The sequence below is a fragment of the Acinetobacter sp. YH12096 genome, assembly GCF_013419215.1.
GTDB classification, from domain to species: domain Bacteria; phylum Pseudomonadota; class Gammaproteobacteria; order Pseudomonadales; family Moraxellaceae; genus Acinetobacter; species Acinetobacter amyesii.
This window is the reverse complement of the sequence record NZ_VPAM01000029.1, coordinates 14,952-32,519: the sequence shown is the minus strand read 5'-3', so window position 1 is coordinate 32,519 and position 17,568 is coordinate 14,952. Positions and strand designations below refer to the sequence as shown.

Genomic DNA, 17,568 nt, shown 5'->3' with positions numbered 1-17,568 from the left:
CACCTTCGACACCTTCGACACCTTCGACACCTTCGACACCTTCGACACCTTCGACACCTTCGACACCTTCGACACCTTCGACACCTTCGACACCTTCGACACCTTCGACACCTTCGACACCTTCGACACCTTCGACACCTTCAAGAGAGAAAATTGAAACAAAACAAGAGCATGAGTTGGATTCGGGGAAGCCTAAAATCAAAGTCGATAACCAACAGATTCGATGTATGTGTAGGGATTATGATCTTATTTGGGGTGCGAAAGTAACATGTGAATTTAGGAAGAAAGTTGTAGAAATTTGTGAGAAATTATGGCCAAGAAACCCACTAAAAATGGCCAATAATTTAATGGCGGTATTTGCTTGGGAATCAGGGGGTACATTTAAAGCTGATGTTCCTAATAGAAAAAATTCAGGAGCTACGGGTTTAATCCAGTTTATGCCTGATACAGCTAAGGAATTGCTAAATACAGAAGTAACTATAGAGATTGTGAAAAATTACTATAATTCTCAAGATAAAAATTTACAAAATTTAAAAAGAGTTAAAGAGTTTGCTCAAATGAGCGAGGTACAGCAATTAGAATATGTAGAAAAATATTTTAAAAAATTAGAAAACAAAGATTTAGAATTTGTAGATTTTTATTTGCAAGTACTTTTTCCAGCGTCAAGTGGAGTACGTGAACACGTTGTATTTGCGGATGATAAAAATAAACTATCTGATAAAAATGATAAACACGCTAGCCTAAGAGTTAATAAGTACAATGGAAATAGCGGTTTAGATATAAATGGTGATGGAAAAATATATAAAGCTGAGATTGCAGAAAAAACTAAATATTTTCTTGAGGATGGAGCTATTTCTGCAAATAAAGATTTAATTGATAGATGTTGTTTAGAAGAAGGAAAAACAGTCACGCCATATCAAAATGCAACACATACTGCTAATAAAGAAAAAAATAAGAAAATAATTGTAATTGATCCTGGGCATGGAATTGTTGGTAATCAAAAAGTAAAAGCGAATGGAGGGACACAAATCAGATTGCTAAAGTTGAAAAAAAGCTTCGGAAATAAAAATTTTATTGTTGGTCAAAATTACTCTTGGAAAGACTTATCAGATGAAGTTATTAATAAAGCTGATGAATATTTCGAGTTTATAGATGTTAAAGATCCACGCAGTCCTACAGAATTTGAATATGTATATGACAGAGCTTTAGAATTAAAAGAATTATTTGAAAATGATGGTCATATTGTCTATCTAACAAGGGATAAAAAGGAAACGATTGATTATACAGATATACCTAGTATTTCTTCATGTAAAAATTTTAAAATAACAACTACCTCACCATTGACCTACAGGAAATTAATTTCAAATTCCGCTAAAGCAGATTATTTTATTTCATTACATTGTGATGGTATTGAGAATTTGAAAGGTAATTATGCTGTAATGTGTTATTTTGATGATAATGATAAAAAATTAGCTGAAAAAATTGCAAAAAACTATTCTCAAGTTACAGGTAAAGTTGAAAAAAGAATAGATTTAACCGTTTTGGGGAATGGTGTGAAAAATGATGCTAAATATAAAGTTTTAGTTGAATTTGGTTTTATGACAACTCCAAAAATTGCAAAAAAACTAGTAAATAATTCAAAAATTATTGTTAATGATTTATATAAGTCTTTGAGAGAGCATATTAATGAAAATTAAGCTTCTATTGTTTTTTACAAATCTAATTGTGTTAGGTAATGTTTATGCTTTGCCTGATAATTTTTATAAAAAAGAAAGTAGTAAGAGATTTGTTAAATCGATACATCATGATTATTTTTCAATTGAGAAATTTGATGGAGATTTGGTAAGAGTTTATGAAAAAAAAGATATTAAGAGTAATATGTTGATTGCTAAATATGAGGCTGTTTTTATTAATCCTATTGATGGGAATACTTCATATAATAATTTTTATCAAATTAATAAAAATTATGATTATAAAGGTGGGAAAATAGTTTCAGTTAACTATGAAATTGGGAAGATGGAAAGCTGTTTCGTTAAATGTGGAAATGAGGTCTATTATAATGAAGGTAAGATAATTAAAATAAATAAATATCCAGCCTGTTTAAGTTTATTTGATATAGATAATAGGGTGTTAAAGTTTAATGATGAATATGTCAAGAAAAATTGTATTTAAAACAATATTCTTTGAAAAAAAAGCCGACACTCGTCGGCTTTTTCTACTTTACCCTTCTAAAACTTCTTCCAACAGCTCTTCACTTGGTGCAAAGTAATACGCTCCGTCCATTGGCGTAACAAAGTGAAGTAAGCGGTCGTGAATGCCGTCACCGCTCGTACCGAACATGCGAACCAGTATGCTGTCGATAATACTGAGGTCATGGGTATAGGCAATAAAGAACAAACCTTGGTCGCCACGACCATCGCCATAAGGCAATGAATGACGCAAAATTGCGAGTTCTTCACCTTCATTATCTTCAACAACGGTACGTGATACATGTGAGTTTTCAGGTTGTTCGTTTTCATCTAACTCAATCGATTCAAGTTTGGTGCGCCCAATGACATGTTCTTGAGCATCTACCTTTAACTTTTTCCATTTATCTAAGTTGTGTGCATAACGCTGCGCAAACACAAAAGAACCATCTGCAAAAATGCCTGCTTCTTCAGAAAGTAAAGCTGTTTCAGCGCGGTCATCTGGAAATTGAGGGTTTTCAGTACCATCAATAAAGCCAGTTAAGTCACGGCCATCGAAATTGCGGAAGCAAACACGCTCATCTAAAACCTCCACTTTATCTTGAATGCCATCAAAGAAAGCTTGGCTTAAAGCAAAGCAAATATCTGTACGCTGTGCCGCAATGTGAATCAGTACATCCGCTGGGGCTACAGGCATGTTAAATGAACCTTGAATTGGATCAAGTTGTTTAAAACCTGCCGGAGCTTGACTGTAAAGTTGCGCCCAAAGTTCTGGTCCAAAAGCCACAGCCGTTTTAATCTGTGCATTAGGATGTTGGGTAATCAGACGATCACGAGTATTCAATAAGTCTTCAAGTTGTTCTTTTAATTCGCTAATCGTTAAATCTTTTAAACGTAAAACAATAAAACGAGCATGATCTGAGGGTAATGGCAAAATTACAGATTGAGCAGACATTCATGGCTCCTAAAAATTATAATTTCTGAGTGGCTGTGTATATTGTGCCTTAAGCAGCGCTGAGAGTGTAGCCTTCATTTGGCCTTTTAGCTTGCATTATTGTCATGAAAATAGAGTAAATGTCATATAATACAGACCCATTTCAAACTTGAGCTAATGATGTCCTATCAAATCTGGATTGCATATATGTTGGCATGTTGGGTGATTAGTGTTTCCCCTGGTGCAGGTGCAATTGCGTCTATGTCGAGTGGTTTGAATTATGGGTTTAAGCATGGGTATTGGAATGCCATCGGCCTGCAATTGGCACTTTTGGTTCAGATTGCCATTGTTGCAGCTGGGGCAGGGGTCTTATTTGCGACGACACCATGGGCATTTCTGATCGTGAAATGGTTTGGTGTGGGCTATTTATTGTATTTGGCTTATTTACAGTGGACAGCGCCAACACAGTCAATTGAAATCCAACAAAATTTGCCCAATAAATCACGTTCAAAATTAATTTTACATGGCTTTTTGGTCAATATGAGCAATCCTAAAGCGATTGTATTTTTGTTGGCAGTTTTGCCGCAGTTTTTAGATTTATCCAAACCCCAATGGATTCAATATGTCATCATGGCTGCAACAATGATTAGCATCGATTTGATTGTCATGGCGGGGTATACCGGTCTCGCTGCAAAAGTGCTGCGGTTGTTAAAATCATCCAAACAACAAAAATATTTGAATCGTACCTTTGCAGTTCTATTTGCTTGTGCGGCGAGTTTATTGAGCTTAGTTCATCAATAAATCCAGTGAGATGATTCTGAGCATCGTATTTGACGTGCAAAAAAAGCCATGCAACTGCATGGCTTTTTTTTGATATGTCGCGAATTGAGCAATGAACGTTGCTACTCAAGCGACTTTCTTAAATTTTTGCATAATAAAAATTAGGGCAAAGAGCAGTGCCATAGTTAATACAATGGTTAGTCCTGTAGAAGTATTTAAACCAGCACTTGACCATAACCCCACGGTCACACCGACTTGTGCAATAATGAAAGACCACAGTATCATTTGCTTCGGAGAATTTGCCAATAAACGAGCGGTTAATGCAGGAATCACTAACAGTGCACCCATCAGCAATGAGCCGACAGCACGTAAAGCCAATACGGTAAATAAGGCCAGTAACAACATAAAAATCAGACGTTGCCATTTGGCGCTGACACCTTCACTGACCGCAATATCGGGGTCAATGGCAATCTGAATCTGAGATTGCCAACTTTTATACAGCACGGTCAGTGCCACAATGATCACCACTGCAAAGACAGGCAAATCTGACCAAGAAATGGTGAGCAAGTCGCCAAATAAATAGCTGAGTAATTCAGGTCTTAAGCTTGGCAAATGTTGTATGAAGAGTAAGCCTGAGCACAGGAGTGTTGCAGAACATAGCGCAAGCAAAGCGTCATTGGGTAAGCGAGGGTCGTGTAACACCCATAAGATTGCAACCAATAAGAGCGCAATCAATGTAACGCCCGTCCAAAGCGGTAGACTCATTGCACCGGCAATGGCGACACCGAGTAAGGTGCCATGTGCCATGGTGTCCGCAAAAAATGACATGCGACGCCATAACATTAAACAGCCAAGCGGTGCAGTCAGGAACACCAGCAAAGTGCCCATGATCCATGCTGGCAAAAGGAGTTGTAGCCATTCCATCATGGATTATGCTTCCGGTTCAGGGTGAATATGAGGACGAGAGTCATGCTGGCAAGGCGTTGCACTATCGCCATGCGCACAGTGATCATGATGGTGTTGATAGAACACACGGTTTGTCCCAAAGATCGCTTGATATTCAGGATGTTGCTGCACATTTTCAGGCAAGCCACTACAGCAAATATGCTTATTGAGGCAAACTACACGATGTGTTCCTTGCATGACCCACTGTAAATCATGAGAGACCATCAAAACTGCACAGCCATATTTTTCAGGCAGGCTACGCACGTAGTCATACAGTTCCGCTTCAGACTGGATATCTAGACCTTGCATAGGTTCATCCAGAACCAATACATTCGGTTGACGCAATAAAGCCCGTGCAATCAATACACGTTGACGTTCGCCGCCCGATAGTTGCTGAACTTTAGATTGTTGTAACTTGGCAATGCCTGTATCACGAATAATTTCTTGCTTAATGCTGGCATCACATTTTTCTAATGCCAATAAATCACACACACGTAGCGGTAAGCTGTGTGATGGATTAAATTTTTGTGGCACATATGAGAATTTTAATTTTTGTATGCTGATCACTTTACCATATACAGGTTTTACAATACCCAATAACACTTTGATGAGCGTGGATTTGCCTGCACCGTTAGGACCAATCAAGGTGACAATTTCTTTTTCGTGTAAGGCGAAATCTACATTTTTTAAAATGTCACGTTCATCGATTCGGACATGAACATGCTCTAAAGCCACAATGGGCTTCATATTTAGTGTTTGCTGCGGCACTGCTGACAGATCCCTGAAATTTCAATAATACTGTGATGTGCAGTAAAGCCATCGGATGCAGACAATTCATCGAGTTGCGCCATCAAGCCTTGAGCAGATGCTTCTTTGACTATTTTACAATCGGTGCAAATCAGAAATGCGGCTTGATGTCCTTCGCGCGGATGACAACACGGGATGTAAGCATTAATCGACGTTAGACGGTGAATCAAACCTTTTTCAAGCAGAAAATCCAGCGTACGGTATACCGTCGGTGGCGCTGCAGGTCGGTCAGACTCACTTTTGATTTTAGCCAAAAGGTCATAAGCACCCATTGGTCTCGTTGCGTTCAAGATCAGTTCCAATACTTCTTTACGCAAGGGCGTAAGTCGAGCACCCGTCGCACTACAGAGACTCTCAGCTTCAGCAAGGCGCTGTTCGACATTATGATGATCGTGTACACCATGCAAAGCATTATGATGTTCGTGTGAACATGCGCTCATAGCCAACCTCGAGTACGAAACTGTATAAAGAAAAAGACTTTAAATCTTAACATGAAGCGTAAGGACTTACGAACAGACGTAGGTTTTTTTACGATTTTGTTATATTATAACACTATTCATTTTATGGTGCTCTCTCCCCATGTCCCGTGTAATTCTTTTTTGTAGTTTAGCTTTATTCAGTGTGATGAGCTGGGCGCAAGGTCTCGTTGTTTCTACACAACCGATTTATCTAATCGCAAAGGATGTGCTTAAGGGTGTAGAGCAACCGAAATTACTGCTTGACCATCAATCTGGACATGATGTGAGCTTGACGCCTGCACACCGTAAAACCGTGCAAGATGCCAATCTCGTTTTATGGTTAGGTCACGCGCACGAAGCACCTTTAGCAAAAATGTTGGGTGAAAGTGGCAAAAGTATCGCTATTTTAGACTCAGGTATTATCAGTGCTTTGCCATTACGTGATGTCCGTGGCAATGCATTAAAAGGCACAATCGATACGCATGTATGGCTTGAACCAAACAATGCAGTTCGAATCGGCTTTTTTATAGCCGCGTTACGTTCACAACAGTTTCCAGAACATCGTGAAAAATATTGGGCCAATGCGCGTGCATTTGCGCAGAAACTCTTGGTCACCGCACAAAAAACTGATGTGTCGAGCCGTGCTCAACCTTATTGGTCTTACCACGATGCCTATCAATATCTTGAGCGCTCACTGAATTTGAAATTTACCGGTGCGTTGACAGATGATCCACATGTCGCACCGACATTGGCACAAATCAAATACCTGAAAGACCATCGTGCACAGCCCAAAGTATGCTTACTTGCAGAAGCACATGCCAGTCAAAATCAGTATCAAAAGCTCGGTGGTATCATCTTTCAACCTGTTGACGAAACGATGAGTGGGGCAGGGGATTTTGTAACAGCATGGAAGATGTTGGCTGATGAAACCCTGAAATGCACACTAAATGCACGAAAGTAAAGTAAAAAATAAACAACTATTGATTAGTTTGAAAGCAGTTTGCCAATTTAAAAAAACACGACTAAGGTCGGGAAAAGATTGCAAGTTAAGGGGTGTAACTCTATAATGCCTGCGATTAAAAATAATCATCAGTTAAACTTGTCAAGCAGAATTGCTGTGAGTGAACAAAAATGAGTCGAACTAGTCGCATGATTGATCGACGATTAGCGAAAGCTTTAGTCATCTTACAAGCAGTAATGATTCCTGTTTCAGCCCTGATTGGTTGGGTCCTTAAAGACACAATCACAGCATATAGTGCAGCTTTGGGTGCGTTGGTATGTTGGCTAGCAAGTAGCTACTTTTCATGGCAGTCGTTTCGTGCGGCTGGTGCCCGTGCCTCTAAACAGGTGCTGTCAAACATGTATCGTGGCTTAATGGGCAAGTTTGCAATCGTGATTGTTGGATTCATTTTGATTTTGATCAATGTCAAACCGTTGTCAGCGGTGGCATTGTTTTGTGGTTTTATGCTCGTACAAAGTATGTCGTGGGTCGCTCCTTTTTGGGCAACACGCTTAAAAAAACGAGTATAAACACAACAAAAAATTGAAAAGTTTTTTGGAGAGTAACGAGATATCAGGCAGCACGCGATATTCGTTTTCTCTATTAGTTTTGACATTGACCAGGTGTGATTTATGGCTGCTGAAGAACATGCCCTTACTTCGACCGAGTACATTCAGCATCACTTGACTAACTTGACCTATGGCAAAATGCCAGATGGTACTTGGAAGTTAGCTGAGACTGCTAAAGAAGCTCAAGAGATGGGGTTCACTGCTATTCACTTGGATTCAATGGGTTGGTCTATTGGCCTTGGTATAGTTTTCTGTTTGTTGTTCTGGGTTGTAGCGAAAGCTGCAAACTCTGGTGTTCCGACCAAGTTCCAGTCTGCAATCGAAATGATTATCGAGTTCGTTGACTCAAGTGTCCGTGACACTTTCCATGGCAAATCGCGCTTAATCGCGCCGTTAGCGTTGACCATCTTCGTGTGGATTTTCCTCATGAACTTGATGGACTTGATCCCTGTTGACTGGATTCCTTATACAGCTCAATTGATCGGTGCTAACGTGTTTGGTATGGATCCTCACCACGTTTACTTCAAAATCGTTCCATCTACTGATCCTAACATTACCCTTGGTATGGCATTGTCAGTATTTGCGTTAACTATTTTCTATAGTATCCGTGAGAAAGGTCTTGTCGGATTCGGTGCAGAATTTGCACTTAACCCATTTAACCCAAGTAACCCAGTTTTAAAAGCATTACTTATTCCAGTAAACATTATTCTTGAATTAGTAACTTTTATTGCACGTCCAATCTCATTGGCTCTTCGACTGTTCGGTAACATGTATGCGGGTGAGTTGATCTTCATCTTGATCGCATTACTACCGTTCTGGATCCAGTGGGCGTTGTCTGTGCCTTGGGCGATCTTCCATATTCTTGTTATTACGTTACAAGCATTCATTTTCATGATGTTGACTATCGTATATATGAGTATGGCTAGCGAAAAGCATTAATGGTATTGCTCAACTGTCAAAGGGTGGTTGGGCACACAATTTTTTAACTTAATTTGGTATAAACCTAACCTCTGAGGAATTATCATGGAACTCACTTTAGGTCTAGTTGCAATTGCATCTGCTATCTTGATCGCTTTTGGTGCTTTAGGTACTGCGATTGGTTTTGGTCTTCTAGGCGGCCGTTTCTTAGAAGCTGTTGCTCGTCAACCAGAATTGGCTCCACAACTTCAAACTCGTATGTTCTTAATCGCAGGTCTTCTTGATGCTGTGCCTATGATCGGTGTTGGTATTGGCTTGTTCTTCATCTTCGCTAATCCATTTGTAGGTTAATCAGCTTAATTCCTAAATTAAACTATTGAGGAATAGCAATGAATATCAACCTCACATTGATTGGCCAAGCGATTGCATTTGCGATTTTTGTCGCATTCTGCATGAAGTTTGTATGGCCACCACTAATCAATGCGATTAGTGAGCGTCAGCGTAAAATCGCTGATGGCTTAAACGCTGCTGAAAAAGCAAAAGCTGACCTTGCGGATGCGCAAGCACAAGTGAAAGCTGAATTAGACGCGGCTAAAGCACAAGCGGCTCAATTGATCGAACAAGCGAACCGTCGTGGTGCGCAATTGGTAGAAGAAGCGCGTACTCAAGCTGCGGCTGAAGGTGAGCGTATTCGTCAACAAGCTAAAGAAGCTGTTGATACTGAAATCAATGCTGCTCGCGAAGAATTACGTCAACAAGTTGCTGCTCTTGCAGTTACTGGCGCAGAAAAAATTCTGAACCAGCAAGTTGACGCAGAAGCTCACAATGCCATGCTGACTCAGCTGGCTGCTAAACTTTAAGAGAGGCGGATTATGGCTGAACTCTTGACGTTGGCACGCCCATACGCTAAAGCAGCATTTGCTTACGCTTCTGAGCAAAATGCAACTGACGCTTGGTCAAATGCATTGAACTTGCTCAGTGCTGCGGTGCAAGACGAAGCATTTTCAGCTTATCTAAATCGCCCTGAGCTTACTCCTGCTGAGCAGGTAAGTGTTTTCGCAAAAGTTTTAGGTGAAGACCAGACAGCAGCAGTGTCAAACTTTTTGACATTGCTTGCCGATAATGACCGTCTGGCACTTCTTCCTGAAATTTCAGAAGAATACGAACAGCTCAAATCACAGAATAACAATACTGTGGATGTAGTGATTGAATCTGCATTCCCATTGACTTCTGTACAAGAACAATTACTTGCGCATGCATTAGAGAAAAAATTCGAAGCTGCCGTAAATGTTTCTGTAGAAGTTAACCCAGCGTTAATCGCGGGTGTAGTTATTCGTGCAGGCGACCAAGTGATAGATGATTCTGCGCTTAACAAGCTTGAAAAAATGCGGACTCGTCTTCTTGCTTAACAGCTCGAAGACTGAACTTTAAAAAGATTGAGGTATAGCGCAATGCAACAACTGAATCCATCCGAGATCAGTGCGCTCATTAAACAGCGTATCGGCGATCTGGACACCAGCGCGACCGCTAAGAACGAAGGGACCATTGTTATGGTTTCCGACGGTATTGTGCGCATTCACGGCCTTGCTGATGCAATGTACGGTGAAATGATCGAATTCGACGGCGGCTTATTTGGTATGGCACTGAACCTAGAACAGGATTCAGTGGGTGCCGTTGTCTTAGGTAACTACTTAAGCCTTCAAGAAGGTCAAAAAGCTCGTTGCACAGGTCGTGTATTAGAAGTTCCGGTTGGTCCAGAACTTTTAGGCCGTGTAGTAGATGCTCTTGGTAACCCAATTGATGGTAAAGGCCCTATTGACGCAAAACTTACTGATGCTGTTGAAAAAGTAGCACCAGGCGTAATTTGGCGTCAATCAGTGGATCAACCTGTACAAACTGGTTATAAATCAGTAGATACAATGATCCCTGTTGGTCGTGGTCAACGTGAGTTGATCATCGGTGACCGTCAAACTGGTAAAACAGCTATGGCGATCGATGCGATCATCGCTCAGAAAAATTCTGGCATTAAATGTGTATACGTAGCAATTGGTCAAAAACAATCGACTATCGCTAACGTTGTGCGCAAGCTAGAAGAAACTGGCGCTATGGCGTACACAACTGTTGTAGCAGCTGCTGCAGCTGATCCTGCAGCGATGCAGTATCTTGCTCCGTATGCTGGTTGTACAATGGGTGAGTACTTCCGTGACCGCGGTGAAGACGCGCTTATCATTTATGATGACTTGTCTAAACAAGCTGTTGCTTACCGTCAAATTTCATTGCTTCTACGTCGTCCACCAGGTCGTGAAGCATATCCTGGTGACGTATTCTATCTACACTCACGTTTACTTGAACGTGCTTCACGTGTATCTGCTGACTACGTTGAGAAATTCACTAACGGTGAAGTTAAAGGCCAAACTGGTTCATTAACTGCATTACCGATTATTGAAACTCAAGCCGGTGACGTATCTGCATTCGTACCTACAAACGTAATTTCGATTACTGACGGTCAGATCTTCTTAGAAACATCATTATTCAACGCAGGTATTCGTCCTGCTGTGAACGCGGGTATCTCTGTATCACGTGTTGGTGGTTCTGCTCAAACTAAGATCATCAAAAAATTGTCAGGTGGTATCCGTACCGCTCTTGCGCAATACCGTGAATTAGCTGCGTTTGCTCAGTTCGCTTCTGACCTTGACGAAGCAACTCGTAAACAGCTTGAACATGGTCAACGTGTAACTGAGCTTATGAAGCAAAAACAATATGCTCCATACTCAATTGCTGACCAAGCTGTTTCAATTTATGCATCTAACGAAGGCTACATGGCTGACGTAGAAGTGAAGAAAATCGTTGCATTTGATGCTGCGTTGATCTCTTACTTCCGTTCAGAAAATGCTGCGTTAATGCAAAAAATTGACGAGACTGGTGCTTATGATAAAGAAATCGAAGCAGCAATCAAAGCAGGTATTGAAAGCTTTAAAGCGACTCAAACTTACTAAGATTCAACTGTGTTGAATCTGGTTTTGGTTTGGTTCACGGATCAACCTTCGGAAGCTCGAAAGGGCTTTCGAATACTAGGTTAAGCGTATGGCAAATTTAAAAGAAATTCGCGCCAAAGTAGCTAGTATCAAAAGCACGCAGAAAATTACTCGCGCGATGCAGATGGTAGCAGCTTCTAAGATGCGTCGTGCGCAAGAGCGCATGGCTCAGGGCCGTCCGTATGCCGAAAATATGCACCGTGTAATTGCTCATTTGGTACAAGCGAACCCTGAATACAAACACCGTTATATGGTTGAACGCCCGGTTAAGCGCGTTGGCTATATCATTGTGTCATCAGATCGCGGCCTTGCTGGTGGTTTGAACATTAACTTGTTCAAGAAAGTGGTTAAACACGTACAACAGCAACAAGAGCAGTCAATTGAAGTTCAATTTGCTTTAATTGGTCAAAAAGCGGTTTCGTTTTTTAAAAACTACGGCGGTAAAGTGCTTGGTGCAACTACAAACGTAGGTGATGCTCCGAGTCTTGAACAGTTAACTGGTTCTGTACAGGTGATGTTAGACGCGTTTGATAAAGGCGAGTTAGATCGTATTTATCTAGTGTCAAACGGCTTTGTCAACGCCATGACTCAAAACCAAAAAATCGAACAGCTTGTTCCTTTAGCAGCTGCTGAGGAAAGCGAAGGTCTAAACCGTCAATACGGTTGGGACTATATCTATGAACCAGAAGCTGAAGAGCTTTTAAATGGTTTATTGGTTCGTTACATTGAGTCTATGGTTTATCAAGGTGTGATTGAAAACATCGCATGTGAACAGTCTGCTCGTATGGTTGCAATGAAAGCTGCAACTGATAACGCGGGTGAATTGATCAAGAGCCTACAACTTATTTATAACAAGCTGCGTCAAGCCGCGATTACTCAGGAAATCTCTGAGATCGTTGGTGGTGCCGCTGCCGTTTAACATTATTAGTTTGAATTGAGGAGACAGCAATGAGTAGCGGTCGTATCATTCAGATCATCGGCGCGGTTATCGACGTCGAGTTTGAACGTAACAGCGTTCCTAAGATCTATGACGCTCTCCATGTTGATGGTACTGAAACTACATTAGAAGTTCAGCAGCAACTTGGTGATGGCGTAGTTCGTACTATTGCAATGGGTTCTACTGAAGGCCTTAAGCGTGGTCTTACTGTAACTAACACTGGCGCGCCTATCTCTGTACCTGTAGGTACTGCATGTTTAGGTCGTATCATGGACGTTCTTGGTCGCCCTATCGACGAAGCTGGTCCTGTTGGTACTGAAGCTCGTTTACCAATTCACCGTCAAGCGCCTTCTTATGCAGAACAAGCGGCTTCTACTGACCTTTTAGAAACTGGTATTAAAGTAATTGACTTACTTTGCCCGTTCGCTAAAGGTGGTAAAGTTGGTCTGTTCGGTGGTGCCGGTGTTGGTAAAACTGTAAACATGATGGAGTTGATCAACAACATCGCGAAAGCTCACTCAGGTTTATCTGTGTTTGCTGGTGTTGGTGAACGTACTCGTGAAGGTAACGACTTCTATCACGAAATGAAAGACTCTAACGTTCTAGACAAAGTAGCAATGGTCTACGGTCAGATGAATGAGCCACCAGGTAACCGTTTACGCGTAGCGTTGACTGGTTTGACGATGGCTGAGTACTTCCGTGACGAAAAAGACGAAAACGGTAAAGGCCGTGACGTTCTATTGTTCGTCGACAACATCTATCGTTATACACTAGCGGGTACTGAAGTATCAGCACTTCTAGGTCGTATGCCATCTGCAGTAGGTTACCAACCGACTCTTGCAGAAGAGATGGGTGTTCTTCAAGAACGTATTACGTCTACTAAGTCTGGTTCTATTACGTCAATCCAAGCGGTATACGTACCTGCCGATGACTTAACAGATCCATCGCCTGCTACTACCTTCGCTCACTTGGACGCGACTGTTGTATTGAGCCGTGACATCGCATCTTCTGGTATTTACCCAGCGATCGATCCACTTGACTCTACTTCACGTCAGTTAGATCCACTTGTAGTGGGTACTGAGCATTACGAAATCGCTCGTTCAGTTCAAAACGTTCTTCAACGTTACAAAGAATTGAAAGACATTATCGCAATTCTTGGTATGGACGAATTGGCAGAAGAAGACAAACTTACTGTATACCGTGCACGTAAGATCCAACGTTTCTTCTCTCAACCGTTCCACGTAGCTGAAGTGTTTACTGGTGCTCCTGGTAAACTTGTACCGCTTAAAGAAACAATTCGTGGCTTTAAAGGTCTTCTAGCTGGTGAATACGACCACATTCCAGAACAAGCGTTCTACATGGTTGGTGGTATTGACGAAGTTATTGCTAAAGCTGAGAAACTTTAATTAGTTACCTAATTTAGGAGATTCTCATGTCAACTATGCAATGTGACGTTGTAAGTGTTAAAGAGTCTTTGTACTCTGGCACTGTAACTATGCTAATTGCTAAAGGTGCTGGTGGTGAGTTGGGTATTATGCCTGGCCATGCACCACTAGTAACTTTGCTCAAGCCGGGCGCAATCCGCGTTCTGCTTGAAAATGGTACAGAAGAATTAATCTATGTATCAGGTGGTGTACTAGAAGTTCAACCGCACGTTGTTACTGTACTTGCAGATACTGCAGTACGTGCTGACAACCTTGATGAAGCAGCAATTATTGAAGCTCGTAAACAAGCTGAACAATTGTTAGCAAATCAAAAGAGCGACTTGGACTCAGCTGCTGCTTTGGCTGCTCTTGCAGAAACTGCTGCTCAGTTGGAAACCATCCGCAAAATCAAAAACCGCGCTCAATAAGACGCAGTTTGAGATTGAAAGAGCCACCCGAAAGGGTGGTTTTTTTATGGCTGAATAATAAATAAATTTGATTATATTTTGATTAATTGTTATTTTTCATATGCTTAAAAATATATCAATGGAATTAATGATGTCTAATAAAATCTTTTTCACATTACTATTATCTTTGGGATTTGTTGGGTGTGCATCCGTACCTAAAGCAGATCAAAATGCTTCAGCAGCAGTAAAACAACTAAATGCCCCACAAGAAGGCAATGCAGGAATTTATGTATATCGCTCAGCTTCTGTGAAAGGCGCTGCCTTAAAGAAAGATGTATGGGTAGATGGGGAATGTTTAGGTGAAACCTCTCGTGGAGTATTTTTTTATAAAGAAGTAGTGGGTAATCAAAAACATACAATTTCGACTGAATCAGAATTTTCACCTAACCATTTGGATATTGAAACTGAAGCAGGTAAACAATATTTTGTTCAGCAATTTATTAAAATGGGCGCATTTGTAGGTGGGGCAAATTTAAAACTGGTTGATGAGCAAACAGGAAAAAAGGCCGTTAGCGAATATGCATTTGCACAAGGCGGTAATTGCAGCAAAGCCACCATCGCATTGAAATAAAGGTTCATATGTAGATAAAAAACTACTCGAAAGGGTAGTTTTTTATCCCTAAATTCTTTGAAAAACTGATCAATCTAAAGTTGAATATATTTTACTCAATACAATCTTTATAGTGATTAAATTCAATCAGCTAGCCTTGCACCATGAACCTTATCGCCTATGAGCCGCATTTTTGGGAACTTTATCAAGATTTTGATCAATATTACTTGAGCATTGCGGTTGATCTCAGTTCTGTAGTGTCATGTTGGGATGTTGAACTCACCCATGAAGAAGTCCAGCAATATGAACACCGTGGGCGCGTGAGTATTCAAGAACTGGCAAAATCGATGGTCGCTGCTGCCTATAAAGGTGATTTTGCTTCATTAGAAAGTCGTTTGGTGAAACCATATGAGCGTCAGGCCATGCAATCGGCTTTTAAAAAATGGCAAGATAGCCAAAAAGCAGGTTAATGCTCGTTATTCATGCATGGGTAAAATTGAAAACTCACCGTGACTGATAATTTTAATTTTAAAAATTTGATCAAAGCCTTCATCCTGTGACGGAACTTGAAGCTTTCGATAGGTTGCACGCACGCCAACTTCTGGAATATGGGCTTTACCTTCACGAAAACTGTTGCGCTTTAAGGTGCTGTCCAAATCGGTTTCAAAATAATAAGCAATAACTTCAAACCCAGCATCAACTGCACGTTGGATATAGCGAGCACGAGCTTCCCGATTTGGGTTGGTATTATCAATCACCATTTTTGTTTTGGATGCCAAACCTGCTTCAAAGATCATATTTTCCCGATGTCGGGTTTTCAACATATCCAAATTAATACGTAAATGGCTATGATATAAATTCAACATGTAAAAGGTTGATTTGCCAGAGGCTTGAACGCCTGTAAAAATAATCAGCTGCATGGTGTCTGCAATGAAAGCATGGAATGAATAATAGGGTATTAAATCAGCAACGCAGTTTTGCTACAATCGCTGCAAAATAAATAAGAACAAGTTACAAAGGTCTGTATGCTCAAATTTTTTACCAGTTTATCGCTGTGTCTTTGTTGTGGTTTGCTCCTTGCATGCCAAAGCCAATACGTGACGACACCCAATCTTCCGACTGAAGCTGCACTTGTCGCTGAATCGGTTGATAATGGCATCAGTACGGAGCTTGAGATCCCATATTTGACTGCCTTTCGAAATCTGCGACAAGCCTATAATCACTGTATTGCGTTTACTGCGAACAATCGCTACGTCTATACCGACAATCGTTTAGAAGAGCATTTGGAGCAGGGGACTTTAATGGCACGGACTGAACATGGGGCGTATTTGCATAAAATGTTGGTCGAAAGTTTAGATCCACAGACGACACGTATTACCTTATTTTTGCCGAAGCAATATACCTTTGCCCAAGCACGTTTTAAACAAGATGTTCAGCGCGCACTTGGACAAGATAAAAACTGTAATACCTATGAATTTGCTCAATCCAACTAATTGAACTTTAAGACGCTTGTGAGTTTTCCTGCTCTGGGTGCTCTACACGTTTACCGCCCTCATAACTGGCAAATCGAGCTTGATCACGTTTGAAGACCGGTGCTGGTGTCGGCCAAGGCCAATCGCCAAAATGGGTCTCACGATAGCGTTTAAACGCGGCATCGAGTTCTTGAGTGGTATTGAGCACAAATGGACCGCGCATCGCCACGGGTTCATTAATCGGTTCACCTTCTAACCACAGAATCCGTGCTTCTAATCCGCCTGCTTTGAGATGGACGTCGGCATCTGATTGGAGTTCAACCAAATGCTTCATCTGAATGGTTTGACCTTCTATTTCTAATGTATTGCCCTGATAAAAATAAGCAAAACGGTTTGAGCTACTTGTTGTTGCGGGAATCACCAACTCTGCACCTGCTTGCATGGTGATTAAATAAATATTGACCTTATTTTCTGCGGCAGCCGCCCATGAGTGTGTCGGTCGGGAAATGGCATCGGTGGATTTGAACTGCCCTGAAATCACGCGAATATCCGATTTTTTTCCTTCACTATCGGTTTCAAAGACGTGAGGAATCTCTTCACGCCAAAACATTTTATAGTCGGCATCATGGGTTTTCTGTTCAGCCGATGAATTAAACCAAATTTGGAAAAGTTCAAAAGGATTGGCTTTATCTTCATGCAGTAGGGGGAACATTTCACAGTGTTCAACGCCATTGCCTGTGGACAGTCATTGCACATCACCAGCAGCATAGCGTCCGCCATTGCCTAATGAATCGAAATGATCGACATAGCCTTGTTCGACCAAGGTAATGGTTTCAAAGCCAGTATGTGGATGCTTTGGAAAACCTGGAACCACATCGCCATAGTACATATTGAATTCATCTTTCTCGGCGGCTGTTTTTGGCCCCATGTCTGTATTCGCAGCAGGAAAATGATCAATATTATGGGCAGTAAATAAGAAAGGATCTTTTAAATCTAAACGAAAGGTAATGGGTGTAATGTTATAAATCACAGCGTTTGACATAACTGTTCCATCATTGGCTTTATTATTAAGCATTAATCTAAAAG

The 17,568-nt window shown here is 41.0% G+C and carries 22 protein-coding genes and 1 pseudogene; 16 read left to right on the top strand and 7 right to left on the bottom strand.

Annotated elements, in window-relative coordinates:
• Positions 1 to 202 (bottom strand): hypothetical protein (locus FTU36_RS12485; protein ID WP_180118120.1); only part of this gene is annotated, 202 nt, incomplete at its 3' end.
• A gap of 130 nt (positions 203 to 332) precedes the next feature.
• On the opposite strand from FTU36_RS12485, the gene FTU36_RS12480 reads away from it, so the two are divergent.
• Together FTU36_RS12480 and FTU36_RS12475 are read left to right on the top strand one after the other, a co-directional pair.
• Positions 333 to 1,697, top strand: coding sequence for an N-acetylmuramoyl-L-alanine amidase (locus tag FTU36_RS12480; RefSeq protein ID WP_180118119.1), 1,365 nt, complete (start codon positions 333 to 335; stop codon positions 1,695 to 1,697).
• On the top strand, positions 1,687 to 2,172 hold the full coding sequence (locus tag FTU36_RS12475; RefSeq protein ID WP_180116347.1) for a hypothetical protein: 486 nt from the start codon (positions 1,687 to 1,689) through the stop codon (positions 2,170 to 2,172). The genes FTU36_RS12480 and FTU36_RS12475 overlap by 11 nt, the downstream gene beginning before the upstream one ends.
• A gap of 48 nt (positions 2,173 to 2,220) precedes the next feature.
• On the opposite strand, the gene FTU36_RS12470 is transcribed toward FTU36_RS12475, so the two are convergent.
• Positions 2,221 to 3,141, bottom strand: coding sequence for a Dyp-type peroxidase (locus tag FTU36_RS12470; protein WP_180118117.1), 921 nt, complete (start codon positions 3,139 to 3,141; stop codon positions 2,221 to 2,223).
• A 159-nt stretch (positions 3,142 to 3,300) separates the two neighbouring features.
• Here FTU36_RS12470 and FTU36_RS12465 point away from each other — a divergent pair, with 159 nt between their 5' ends.
• Entirely contained in the window at positions 3,301 to 3,921 is a 621-nt protein-coding gene (locus FTU36_RS12465; protein ID WP_180118115.1) for a LysE family transporter, read from the top strand.
• A 105-nt stretch (positions 3,922 to 4,026) separates the two neighbouring features.
• Here FTU36_RS12465 and znuB read toward each other — a convergent pair whose 3' ends face one another.
• Genes znuB through FTU36_RS12450 form a run of 3 tightly spaced genes read right to left on the bottom strand, consistent with a single transcriptional unit; the run spans position 4,027 to position 6,092 of the window.
• Complete coding sequence (znuB, locus tag FTU36_RS12460) at positions 4,027 to 4,827, bottom strand: zinc ABC transporter permease subunit ZnuB (RefSeq protein WP_180118113.1); 801 nt, start codon at positions 4,825 to 4,827, stop codon at positions 4,027 to 4,029.
• 3 nt (positions 4,828 to 4,830) lie between these two features.
• A complete protein-coding gene (znuC, locus tag FTU36_RS12455) occupies positions 4,831 to 5,592 on the bottom strand; it encodes a zinc ABC transporter ATP-binding protein ZnuC (RefSeq protein ID WP_373686361.1) in 762 nt (253 codons plus the stop codon).
• Between the two features lie 2 nt (positions 5,593 to 5,594).
• Positions 5,595 to 6,092, bottom strand: coding sequence for a transcriptional repressor (locus FTU36_RS12450; protein ID WP_180118111.1), 498 nt, complete (start codon positions 6,090 to 6,092; stop codon positions 5,595 to 5,597).
• A gap of 139 nt (positions 6,093 to 6,231) precedes the next feature.
• Between FTU36_RS12450 and FTU36_RS12445 the strand changes: the two genes are divergently transcribed.
• The 12 genes from FTU36_RS12445 (at position 6,232) to FTU36_RS12390 (ending at position 15,480) form a co-directional block, all read left to right on the top strand.
• Entirely contained in the window at positions 6,232 to 7,071 is an 840-nt protein-coding gene (locus FTU36_RS12445) for a metal ABC transporter solute-binding protein, Zn/Mn family (RefSeq protein ID WP_180118109.1), read from the top strand.
• 170 nt (positions 7,072 to 7,241) lie between these two features.
• Positions 7,242 to 7,640, top strand: a complete 399-nt coding sequence (locus FTU36_RS12440; RefSeq protein ID WP_078194025.1) for an ATP synthase subunit I — start codon at positions 7,242 to 7,244, stop codon at positions 7,638 to 7,640.
• A gap of 102 nt (positions 7,641 to 7,742) precedes the next feature.
• A complete protein-coding gene (atpB, locus tag FTU36_RS12435) occupies positions 7,743 to 8,618 on the top strand; it encodes a F0F1 ATP synthase subunit A (RefSeq protein ID WP_078191478.1) in 876 nt (291 codons plus the stop codon).
• 84 nt (positions 8,619 to 8,702) lie between these two features.
• Positions 8,703 to 8,948: a F0F1 ATP synthase subunit C gene (gene atpE / locus FTU36_RS12430; RefSeq protein ID WP_000424060.1), complete on the top strand. Its 246-nt coding sequence runs from the start codon at positions 8,703 to 8,705 to the stop codon at positions 8,946 to 8,948.
• Between the two features lie 38 nt (positions 8,949 to 8,986).
• Complete coding sequence (locus tag FTU36_RS12425) at positions 8,987 to 9,457, top strand: F0F1 ATP synthase subunit B (protein ID WP_078191477.1); 471 nt, start codon at positions 8,987 to 8,989, stop codon at positions 9,455 to 9,457.
• A gap of 12 nt (positions 9,458 to 9,469) precedes the next feature.
• Positions 9,470 to 10,006: a F0F1 ATP synthase subunit delta gene (locus tag FTU36_RS12420; RefSeq protein WP_078191476.1), complete on the top strand. Its 537-nt coding sequence runs from the start codon at positions 9,470 to 9,472 to the stop codon at positions 10,004 to 10,006.
• A gap of 42 nt (positions 10,007 to 10,048) precedes the next feature.
• The gene (atpA, locus tag FTU36_RS12415) at positions 10,049 to 11,593 is read left to right on the top strand and encodes a F0F1 ATP synthase subunit alpha (RefSeq protein WP_078191475.1); all 1,545 of its coding nucleotides are present in this window, start codon (positions 10,049 to 10,051) and stop codon (positions 11,591 to 11,593) included.
• Positions 11,594 to 11,681: 88 nt separating this feature from the next.
• Positions 11,682 to 12,551 (top strand): F0F1 ATP synthase subunit gamma, encoded by an 870-nt coding sequence (gene atpG, locus FTU36_RS12410; protein WP_078191474.1) that lies wholly within the window; start codon positions 11,682 to 11,684, stop codon positions 12,549 to 12,551.
• 29 nt (positions 12,552 to 12,580) lie between these two features.
• Positions 12,581 to 13,975: a F0F1 ATP synthase subunit beta gene (gene atpD / locus FTU36_RS12405; RefSeq protein ID WP_078191473.1), complete on the top strand. Its 1,395-nt coding sequence runs from the start codon at positions 12,581 to 12,583 to the stop codon at positions 13,973 to 13,975.
• Positions 13,976 to 14,001: 26 nt separating this feature from the next.
• Positions 14,002 to 14,421 (top strand): F0F1 ATP synthase subunit epsilon, encoded by a 420-nt coding sequence (locus tag FTU36_RS12400; protein WP_078191472.1) that lies wholly within the window; start codon positions 14,002 to 14,004, stop codon positions 14,419 to 14,421.
• A 130-nt stretch (positions 14,422 to 14,551) separates the two neighbouring features.
• Entirely contained in the window at positions 14,552 to 15,031 is a 480-nt protein-coding gene (locus FTU36_RS12395) for a DUF2846 domain-containing protein (RefSeq protein ID WP_078191471.1), read from the top strand.
• A 143-nt stretch (positions 15,032 to 15,174) separates the two neighbouring features.
• Positions 15,175 to 15,480, top strand: a complete 306-nt coding sequence (locus FTU36_RS12390) for a hypothetical protein (RefSeq protein WP_168378803.1) — start codon at positions 15,175 to 15,177, stop codon at positions 15,478 to 15,480.
• Positions 15,481 to 15,486: 6 nt separating this feature from the next.
• On the opposite strand, the gene FTU36_RS12385 is transcribed toward FTU36_RS12390, so the two are convergent.
• Positions 15,487 to 15,930, bottom strand: coding sequence for an AAA family ATPase (locus FTU36_RS12385; RefSeq protein WP_180035139.1), 444 nt, complete (start codon positions 15,928 to 15,930; stop codon positions 15,487 to 15,489).
• A gap of 105 nt (positions 15,931 to 16,035) precedes the next feature.
• Here FTU36_RS12385 and FTU36_RS12380 point away from each other — a divergent pair, with 105 nt between their 5' ends.
• Entirely contained in the window at positions 16,036 to 16,503 is a 468-nt protein-coding gene (locus FTU36_RS12380; protein WP_180035140.1) for a hypothetical protein, read from the top strand.
• A gap of 7 nt (positions 16,504 to 16,510) precedes the next feature.
• Here FTU36_RS12380 and FTU36_RS12375 read toward each other — a convergent pair.
• Positions 16,511 to 17,524, bottom strand: a pseudogene (locus FTU36_RS12375) (pirin family protein).
• Between the last annotated feature and the right edge of the window lie 44 nt (positions 17,525 to 17,568).